Here is a 6,326-nt window from a genome sequence, read left to right on the forward strand (position 1 = left end):
GGGCCATGGACCGCTGGCTCTCGGAGATGGCCACGAACCAGTGCTGGCGCGCCACCCGGCTGTAGAGCATGTGCGCCTGCTCGGTGAAGGGCCCGTGCAGGGTGTGGATGGTCGGGCAGTTGCTGAGGGCGCCGACGGCCACCCCCACCGGGCCGGTGTGGTCGTGGAGGATGTCGAACTCGTCGCCGTGGTCGTAGACCGAGACGACGTGGCTGGCCTCGTACCACGGGTCGCCGATGGCCTCGGGTGGCGGCGCCTCGTCGAGGGGCGAGACCAGCCGGGCCTTGGTTCCGGACCCCGGGGCGGCGAACAGGGTGACGTCGTGGCCACGGTCGGTCAGCCCGTCGGCCAGCAGCGCGACCACCCACTCGATGCCGCCGTAGCCGCTGGGCGGGATCGTGTACCAGGGCGGAGCGATCAGGGCGATACGCATGACCACGGACTTCCACGACAATCGCGCAGCAAACGAGGGATCGGGGCAGGGCTGACCGACCCCCCGGTCCTGCCAGGCCCCGCGACGGTGGCTACGCCGAGCGGGTGCCGGGGCTCTGGTCCCCGTCGGTGGTCGGCCGCTCGGACAGGCTGTCGACCAGCGCCCGGATCTCGCTGTCCGGGTACCGGCGGTGCCCGCCAAGGGTGCGGACGAAGGGCAGCTTGCCCTCCTTGGCCCAACGGGAGACGGTCTTCGGAGACACCTGCAGCAGGGCCGCCGCCTGCGACGCGGTCAGGTGCTTGGGCTCACTGGGTTTGGGCTGGCGCATTGGACTCCCTCATACGGTCATGGTCCGGACCGGACCTGCTGTCGCTCATGGTGTGTCGAGCCGGCAGCGGCGAAGCTCCTGCGCATCCGGTAGTTCTGTACTCGGCATGCTCGGCTGGAGCCTGCTGGACCTTGATGACCACCATTAGCCCCTCCCTCCGGTACACCGCCGCGTACCTTCTGGGCTCCGCGACGACTTAGGGGCTATTGCGTTCCCAAGGGCACCATAAGTTACCAAGGGAAGTTCAGCAACCCTTGTGGTACGCGGTATGCTCATCGCATGTCTCACATTCCGGGACAGGCCCACCAGCGGCCGGCGGACGTGTACAGCGCCCGCTGTCCGTCCCGGGCCGCCCTCACCCTGATCGCCGACAAGTGGGCCGTGCTGGTCGCCGGCTGCCTGGTCGACGGGCCCAAGCGCCACTCCTGGCTGCGCCACCAGATCGGCGGCATCTCCGGCAAGATGCTCACCCGGACCCTGCGCGAGCTGGAGCGGGCCGGCCTGGTCGAGCGGCGCATCTTCCCCGAGGTGCCGCCCCGGGTCGAGTACTCGCTGTCGCCCCTGGGCTTCAGCCTGCGTGAGCCGGTGGCGGCCCTGACCGACTGGGCCAAGGCGAACGGCGGGCTCGTGGTGGAGGCGCGCACGCGCAACGGGATACCTCTTGAACGATCCACCCAAGCGCACCCTTAGGGGTGGCGGCGGCCGTCCTTGACCATCCGCACGGCCTGCTCGACCCGGCGGCGGCGGGTCGTCTCCCGCTTGGCCTCGGCCACCCACTCGGCGTACTCGCGCTGGTGGGTGTAGGAGAGGCCGTCGAAGGCGGCCTTGGCCCCGGGGTCGGCGGCCAGGGCGCCGGCCAGGTCGGCCGGAGGGTCGACGGTGCGGGGCTCGTCGTCGGGCTCCAGCTCGATCACGACGGCGTCGCCGGCCGCGACCCCGGCGGCGTCCCGCAGGGCCCGGTTGACGGGCAGGTAGTAGCGGCCGCCGTAGACGGCCACGGTGCTGCGGAACGGCTGGCCGTTGATGGTGCCCCTGACCGGGGCCCGGGCCTTGCCGAAGACGGCCGGCACGTCCAGCGGGACCTGGATGAACACGCCGCTGCCCTCGGCCTCCAGCTCGGTCTCGAAACGGTGGGTCGCCATGGCGAGATCGTAAACCTTCGCAACCTCCCCGACGCGGCAGGATCCGTGTTGTACCCTTCCGCCAGCTCACAACGCCTATCCACAGGTGGTGCACATGCGGCGAGTCGCCGTCGCCAACCAGAAAGGCGGCGTTGGGAAGACGACGACGGTGGTCAACCTCGGCGCCGCCCTGGCCGAGCAGGGCCGGCGCGTGCTCGTGATCGACCTGGACCCGCAGGCCAACGCGAGCACCTGGCTTGGCACCGTCGACGCCCGCGCCCTCTACGAGGTGTTCGAGAACGGGGCCCCGCTCGAGAAGGCGGTCCGCGGCACCGGCGTCGACAACCTCGACCTGGTGCCGTCGTCGTCCTGGATGACGAGGGCCGAGCGCAACGCCACCACCCAGGCCGGGGCCGAGATGATCCTGCGCCAGGCGGTGGACGAGCTTCCCCCCGACGGCTGGGACTACATCCTGATGGACTGCCCGCCGGCGCTCGGGCTCCTCTGCTACTCCGCCCTGGCCGCCTGCGACGAGGTCCTCATCCCCGTCCAGACCCGGGTCATGCCGCTGGCCGGCCTGGTCGCGCTCAACCAGACGATCGACACCGTCAAGCTCCGGCTCAACCGCCGCCTGCGGCTGTCGGCGGTGCTGCCCTCGCAGGTCGACAAGCGCACGGCCCTGTCCAGGGAGATCGTGGAGAGCCTGCGCGAGCGGTTCGGGGACGTGGTCATGCAGACCATGATCCGCGAGAGCGTGCGGGTCGCCGAGGCCCCAGGGCACCGCCTCCCGGTCACCATCTACGCCCCTGACAGCTCCGTGGCGGACGACTACCGGACCGCCGCGGCAGAGTTCGACGCGAGGAGTGCCGCGGATGGCCAGACCCAAGCGGATGGGCGCCTACAACGCGCTCGATGACCTGCTACCCGGTCCGGCTTGGGACACCTCCGGAGACGAGGCGCCGGCCTGGGGCCACGACCTGGGCGAGCCGGCGCCTCGGCCGCGGCGGGCGCGGCTGGAGCCGGTTCCCGACCCGCCGGGGCCGGTTCGGCGTCGCGCCCGCGACCGCCGGGCCGGGCCCAACGCCCTCGACGACCTGCTGCCCGGGCCGCACGGGGTCGCCGGGCTGGACGACCTGCTGCCCGGGCCTCCGGCGCCGGTGGGCCGGCGGGCCGCGGCGGCGCGGCCCCGCGCCGGCGGCCGGCACCTGGAGGTCTGGAACCCGCTCGACGGGCCGCCGCCGGCCGAGGAGCTTCCGGCGCCGGCCCCGACCCCACCGGCCAAGACCCGGGTCAGCTTCCGGCTCCCCGCCGACCTGGTCGAGACGGCCCGGGACGCCGTCGCCCACCTGGCCGGGACGGCCGACCGGACCACCCTGACCGCCCTCGCCGAGCGCGCCCTCCGGGTCGAGCTGGCCCGCCTCAGCATCACCCACAACCAGGGCCAGCCGTTCCCGTCCCGGGACTCCTGACGCCACGGCCTCGGCGGCCCCGGTTACCCGGTCGTTAGGCCGGGTTGCGATGGTTCGGGCGATGCCCGGCCGCTCCGCTCTCCCGTTCGCCACCCTGCTGGCCGGCGTCGTCCTGCTCGCCTCGGCCTGCTCCCTCCCCGACCTGGCCGGTGCGGGCGCCGGGCGGCCCGGTCGCGACGGCCGGGCCGGCCGGCCGGCCCCGGCGCCGCGGGCCACGCCGCGCCCGCCCAGGCCGACCTGGGCGACCGGCGGCCCCGTGCGGGTGGTGATGAACGACCGCTTCCGCTACCGGCCCGCCGCCATCATCGTCCGGGCCGGCCGCCGGGTCACCTTCGTCGTCTCCAACGTCGGCAGGCTCCCCCATGAGTTCATCCTCGGTGACCGCACCACCCAGCTCGCCCACGAACGCCGCATGCAGGCCCCGCCCGGGGGCCACGTCCACGCCCACGGCCCCACCGCCGGCGCCCTCACCGTCCCGCCGGGAGCGACCCGCCGCATCAGCTGGACCTTCGACGAGCCCGGCATGGTCATCTACGGCTGCCACGTCCTGGGCCACTGGGCCGCCGGCATGAAGGGCACCATCACGGTCGTCGCCCCCGACCGCCCGGTCCCCCGCTGAGCCCTCCCTACAGGTACTGGCCCGAGGGGTCGGGGCCGGGGCGGCCGGGGATGGCGCGGCGGCGCATCTCCTCGAGCTGGTTGCGGGCGGTCATCTGCTGGGCGAACAGGGTCGCCTGGATGCCGTGGAAGAGGCCCTCGAGCCAGCCGACGAGCTGGGCCTGGGCAACCCGGAGCTCGGCCTCGCTGGGGGTCTCATCGCCGATGAACGGACGGGCGACCCGGCTCAGCTCCTGAGCCAGATCGGGCGAGAGGCTGTCGGACAGCTCGTGCACGGAGATGTCGTAGATCTCGCGCATCCGGTCCCGGCCGGCCTCGTCCAGCGGGGCGTGCCGGACCTCCTCCAGGAGCTGCCGGACCATGGCGCCGATGCGCATCACCTTGGCCGGGCTGGGGATCGACTCGGTCGGCTGCTGCTGCTCTGGCTCGCCCGTCACCACCACGCCAGGGACGGGGGCCTGGGACTGCTGTGGCTGCTCGGTCATGCCGGCATCTTCGCGCAGCCCGGCGCCGGTCGCCACTTGTCCCGCCCGCGGCCGGGGAACCGGCCCGGCGTACACCTCCGGGCGGAGGCGGCGGGTCGGCCTCCAGGGTGACGCGGCCAGGGGCGCGGAGCGGTACGGTGCAGCGATGCGCGACCTGGACGCCCGCCGGCGACGGCTGCCGACCGCCGGGCCGTGGGCCCTCGACGGCCTGCTGGCGGTGGTGGCGGCCGGCATCGGCGTGGCCACCCTGGCCACGGTGCTGCCCTTCGACCCCGGATCGCCGAGGGCCTTGGCGGCCTACCTGCTGCTGCTCGCCCACACCCTGCCGATCGCGGTGCGGCGGCGCTGGCCCCTGCCGGTGCTGGCCTGGGGGCTGGTCACGGGGGCGGCGTTCGCCGCGCTCGGTCTCAGCCTGGTCTCGCTGTCGTTCGCGATCCTGGTCTACGTCTACACGGCCGCCGCCCACTGCCCGCGGCGCCGCTCGCTGGCCGGCCTGGCCGCCACCGAGGCGATGCTGCTCCTGGTCTGGCTGGCCAGGCCGCGGTTGATCGGCGACACCGGGACGCTGGTGGTCGACGGCCTGATCGTGGCCGCGGCCTGGTGGCTGGGCGACGGCACCCGCCGGCGCCAGGAGGCGGTCGCGGAGGCCCGGCGGCGGGCCGAGGAGCTGGAGCGGGCCCGCGAGGAGCTGGCCCGGCGGGCGGTCACCGAGGAGCGGCTGCGGATCGCCCGCGAGCTGCACGACGTGGTCGCCCACAGCATGAGCATCATCGCCGTGCAGTCCGGGGTCGGGGTCCACGTGCTCGACAGCCAGCCCGAGGAGGCGCGCAAGGCCCTGGTCGCGGTCGAGGCGACCAGCCGCCAGGCCCTGGTCGAGATGCGGCGGCTGCTCGGCGTGCTGCGCCAGGAACACGAGCCCCGCGGCAGCCTCGCCCCGGCCCCCGGGCTGGCCGAGGTGGAGACCCTGGCCGCCGAGGTGGCCAGGGCCGGGGTGCGGGTCGAGGTCCGGATCGAGGGGACCCCGGCCGAGCTGCCAGCCGGGCTGGACCTGTCGGCCTACCGGATCGTCCAGGAGGCGCTGACCAACGTGCTCAAACATGCCCGCCCGGCTGCGGCCACCGTCCGGGTCGCCTACAAGCCCGGGCAGTTGGTCATCGAGGTCACCGACGACGGCAGGGAGTCGGCCTCTAACGGCATGGAGTCGGCCTCCCGCCGACCAGCAACAGACTCCGACCCGGCCGGCCACCCGCCGGCCGGGTCGGGCATCGCCGGGATGCGCGAGCGGGCCGCTCTCTACGGCGGCACCCTGGAGGCCGGGCCGCTGCCCGGCGGCGGCTTCCGGGTCGCCGCCACCCTGCCGGTGGAGGAGGTGCCCGGGTGATACGGGTCCTGGTGGCGGACGATCAGACGCTGGTCCGGGCCGGATTCCGGGTCCTGGTCGAGTCGGCGCCCGACCTGGAGGTCGTCGGGGAGGCCGGGGACGGGGTGGAGGCGGTCGAGCTGGCCCGCCGGGACCTGCCCGACGTGGTCCTGATGGACATCCGCATGCCGCGCATGGACGGGCTCGAGGCGACCCGGAGGATCGTGGCCCTCGACCAGGCCGCCGCCGTGCGCGTCCTGGTCCTCACCACCTTCGACCTGGACGAGTACGTCTACCAGGCGCTGCGGGCCGGGGCGAGCGGGTTCCTCCTCAAGGACACGCCTCCGGCCGACCTGCTGGCCGCCATCCGGGTGGTCGGCGAGGCGGCCGACGGGCGCGAGGCGGTCGAGCTGGCGCGGCGCCAGCGGCCCGACGTGGTCCTGATGGACATCCGCATGCCGCGGCTCGACGGCCTCCAGGCCACGCGGGAGATCACCTCCGACCCGGGCCTC

Annotated in this window: 10 protein-coding genes; 6 read left to right on the forward strand and 4 right to left on the reverse strand. The window is 74.2% G+C overall.

Features of this window, described 5'->3' with window-relative positions; all coding sequences use genetic code 11:
• The coding region (locus tag VF468_21010) for a glycosyltransferase (GenBank protein ID HEX5880772.1) at positions 1 to 433 on the reverse strand (433 nt) is incomplete at its 3' end.
• Positions 434 to 524: 91 nt separating this feature from the next.
• The gene (locus VF468_21015) at positions 525 to 761 is read right to left on the reverse strand and encodes a helix-turn-helix domain-containing protein (GenBank protein ID HEX5880773.1); all 237 of its coding nucleotides are present in this window, start codon (positions 759 to 761) and stop codon (positions 525 to 527) included.
• A gap of 279 nt (positions 762 to 1,040) precedes the next feature.
• Here VF468_21015 and VF468_21020 point away from each other — a divergent pair, with 279 nt between their 5' ends.
• Positions 1,041 to 1,451 (forward strand): helix-turn-helix domain-containing protein, encoded by a 411-nt coding sequence (locus VF468_21020; GenBank protein HEX5880774.1) that lies wholly within the window; start codon positions 1,041 to 1,043, stop codon positions 1,449 to 1,451.
• Here VF468_21020 and VF468_21025 read toward each other — a convergent pair.
• The gene (locus VF468_21025) at positions 1,448 to 1,903 is read right to left on the reverse strand and encodes a YdeI/OmpD-associated family protein (GenBank protein HEX5880775.1); all 456 of its coding nucleotides are present in this window, start codon (positions 1,901 to 1,903) and stop codon (positions 1,448 to 1,450) included. The two genes, VF468_21020 and VF468_21025, sit on opposite strands and share 4 nt — an antisense overlap.
• Before the next feature lie 94 nt (positions 1,904 to 1,997).
• Here VF468_21025 and VF468_21030 point away from each other — a divergent pair, with 94 nt between their 5' ends.
• From VF468_21030 to VF468_21040, 3 genes are all read left to right on the forward strand, one after another.
• Positions 1,998 to 2,798, forward strand: a complete 801-nt coding sequence (locus VF468_21030; GenBank protein HEX5880776.1) for a ParA family protein — start codon at positions 1,998 to 2,000, stop codon at positions 2,796 to 2,798.
• Positions 2,755 to 3,351 carry a hypothetical protein gene (locus VF468_21035; protein HEX5880777.1) on the forward strand — a complete coding sequence of 199 codons (597 nt, stop codon included), beginning with the start codon at positions 2,755 to 2,757 and terminating at the stop codon, positions 3,349 to 3,351. The genes VF468_21030 and VF468_21035 overlap by 44 nt, the downstream gene beginning before the upstream one ends.
• A 61-nt stretch (positions 3,352 to 3,412) precedes the next feature.
• Entirely contained in the window at positions 3,413 to 3,970 is a 558-nt protein-coding gene (locus tag VF468_21040) for a multicopper oxidase domain-containing protein (GenBank protein ID HEX5880778.1), read from the forward strand.
• A gap of 7 nt (positions 3,971 to 3,977) precedes the next feature.
• Here the strand turns inward: VF468_21040 and VF468_21045 are convergent, their stop codons facing one another.
• Entirely contained in the window at positions 3,978 to 4,454 is a 477-nt protein-coding gene (locus VF468_21045) for a proteasome activator (GenBank protein HEX5880779.1), read from the reverse strand.
• A 145-nt stretch (positions 4,455 to 4,599) separates the two neighbouring features.
• Here VF468_21045 and VF468_21050 point away from each other — a divergent pair, with 145 nt between their 5' ends.
• Together VF468_21050 and VF468_21055 are read left to right on the forward strand one after the other, a co-directional pair.
• Complete coding sequence (locus VF468_21050; GenBank protein ID HEX5880780.1) at positions 4,600 to 5,835, forward strand: sensor histidine kinase; 1,236 nt, start codon at positions 4,600 to 4,602, stop codon at positions 5,833 to 5,835.
• On the forward strand, positions 5,832 to 6,326 hold a 495-nt coding region (locus VF468_21055), incomplete at its 3' end, for a response regulator (protein ID HEX5880781.1). The genes VF468_21050 and VF468_21055, both read left to right, overlap by 4 nt.

The sequence above is a fragment of the Actinomycetota bacterium genome, from assembly GCA_036280995.1.
Lineage (GTDB): Bacteria > Actinomycetota > CALGFH01 > CALGFH01 > CALGFH01 > CALGFH01.

What these genes read in the sequence shown, in the direction of transcription:
- VF468_21020 (HEX5880774.1), top strand. Translation starts at nt 1,041, where the DNA reads ATGTCTCACATTCCGGGACAGGCCCACCAGCGGCCGGCGGACGTGTAC.
- VF468_21040 (HEX5880778.1), top strand. Translation starts at nt 3,413, where the DNA reads ATGCCCGGCCGCTCCGCTCTCCCGTTCGCCACCCTGCTGGCCGGCGTC.
- VF468_21045 (HEX5880779.1), bottom strand. Translation starts at nt 4,454, where the DNA reads ATGACCGAGCAGCCACAGCAGTCCCAGGCCCCCGTCCCTGGCGTGGTG.
- VF468_21025 (HEX5880775.1), bottom strand. Translation starts at nt 1,903, where the DNA reads ATGGCGACCCACCGTTTCGAGACCGAGCTGGAGGCCGAGGGCAGCGGC.
- VF468_21030 (HEX5880776.1), top strand. Translation starts at nt 1,998, where the DNA reads ATGCGGCGAGTCGCCGTCGCCAACCAGAAAGGCGGCGTTGGGAAGACG.
- VF468_21035 (HEX5880777.1), top strand. Translation starts at nt 2,755, where the DNA reads ATGGCCAGACCCAAGCGGATGGGCGCCTACAACGCGCTCGATGACCTG.
- VF468_21015 (HEX5880773.1), bottom strand. Translation starts at nt 761, where the DNA reads ATGCGCCAGCCCAAACCCAGTGAGCCCAAGCACCTGACCGCGTCGCAG.
- VF468_21050 (HEX5880780.1), top strand. Translation starts at nt 4,600, where the DNA reads ATGCGCGACCTGGACGCCCGCCGGCGACGGCTGCCGACCGCCGGGCCG.